This is a genomic window from Halomonas sp. 3D7M (assembly GCF_014897885.1).
Taxonomy (GTDB): domain Bacteria; phylum Pseudomonadota; class Gammaproteobacteria; order Pseudomonadales; family Halomonadaceae; genus Vreelandella.
Genome location: NZ_JABUZF010000272.1, coordinates 51196 through 52621 on the forward strand (window position 1 = coordinate 51196; position 1426 = coordinate 52621).

Annotated in this window: 3 protein-coding genes; 2 read left to right on the forward strand and 1 reads right to left on the reverse strand. The window is 55.0% G+C overall.

Annotated features, from left to right (window positions below):
- Together rsmD and zapB are read left to right on the forward strand one after the other, a co-directional pair.
- Positions 1–513: 16S rRNA (guanine(966)-N(2))-methyltransferase RsmD (rsmD, locus tag INT22_RS19415; RefSeq protein WP_226912940.1), on the forward strand; the 513-nt coding region annotated here is incomplete at its 5' end.
- A gap of 107 nt (positions 514–620) precedes the next feature.
- Positions 621–815 (forward strand): cell division protein ZapB, encoded by a 195-nt coding sequence (gene zapB / locus INT22_RS19420; protein ID WP_038481051.1) that lies wholly within the window; start codon positions 621–623, stop codon positions 813–815.
- Here the strand turns inward: zapB and INT22_RS19425 are convergent.
- Complete coding sequence (locus INT22_RS19425; RefSeq protein ID WP_193059881.1) at positions 812–1285, reverse strand: GNAT family N-acetyltransferase; 474 nt, start codon at positions 1283–1285, stop codon at positions 812–814. The two genes, zapB and INT22_RS19425, sit on opposite strands and share 4 nt — an antisense overlap.
- Positions 1286–1426 lie beyond the last annotated feature (141 nt).

The window sequence follows — 1426 nt, forward strand, 5'->3', positions numbered from 1 at the left end:
CAGCTGCCTGTACTCGACCACCCAGGGCTACGCCCCACCCCTGATCGCGTGCGTGAGACCCTATTCAACTGGCTAGGCCAACACCTGTTTGGCAAACAAGTGCTGGACCTCTTTGCAGGCACAGGAGCACTAGGCTTTGAAGCCATTTCCCGCGGCGCCAGCAACGTTACGTTTGTCGAGCGCGATTCCCGGGTAGCCGCGCTAATTAGTGAAAATATTATCACCCTTAGCACCAGTAATGGCCGAGTGGTATCTACCGATGCACTCGCTTTTCTCAACCAACCCTGCCAACAGCCTGCGGATGTCGTCTTTCTTGATCCACCGTTTCATCAAGGCTTAGCCGCTTCCTGCTGTTCCGCATTAGAAACCGGCGGCTGGCTTGCAGACGATGCCATGATCTACCTGGAAACTGAAAAGTCCCTATCTCCAAGCGTGCCCACTAACTGGCAGCTTTATCGGGAAACCCAGGCGGGCGAAAGTGCGGCTCGCCTCTATCTTCGTAAACCCGTGTAAACTGCGCTTGCCGCAATCCTGCAGCGGCGTTACGCTCGCCCAACTGAATTACGTTTTTGTCCCCGTTATGACAGGTAGTGTGCCTGTCGACGTTATTGGAGGTAGGCATGAGCCTTGAGTTATTTAACCAGCTGGAACAGAAAATTACCGACACCGTTGAGGCGTTGGAATTGATGAAGCTTGAAAACGAAGAGCTGCGTGGCGAGAACGCACTGCTAAAGCAAGAACGTGAGGAGTGGGAGCGCCGTTTACAGGGTGTACTCAGCAAATTTGAAGACATCGAAAGCGATAGCGTGTCTTAAAGTAAGCGCGACATCAGTAGCGCATCTTCTCGCCCGGCGGCACCCTGTGCAGCCGGGTAGTAACCTCGGCGCCGACCATCTTCATTAAACTCGTAGTGCTGATAAAGCGTTATCGCACGTTGGTTACTTGCCCGCACTTCGAGCAGTAAGCGTTCGCTTTGCCACTGCCTAGCACAGGCGACCACTGCGCCAAGTAGCTTGCCACCGATTCCCTGGCCTTGCTGCTGTGGAAGCACTCCAATCGCTTGAAGCTCTGCCTCAAATGGCAAACGCACCACGATGGCATAACCAAGCAGCACACCGCCAACGGACACATTGCCAATCGAAGCTGATGGTTGCCAGTAGCCAATCACCTGTGAACCAGGATCGTCTAACGCATCACGTAGATGCTGCGAGCTTATACCACTGTTAGCTTGCGCTTCTAACGCCTGTAACGCAGCACTGTCAGCAACGCTTAATGGGCTTATCACCGGGTGGCAACCTCAGCACGCCACTGCTGACCAAGCGACACCAGCGCAGGCCAAAGCTTACGCTTGGCACTCCCGTGCTCGGCAAGTGTCCTCAATGCAGGGCCCTGCCACACGGGCAGCGACAGCGTTTGGCTGCGTTGC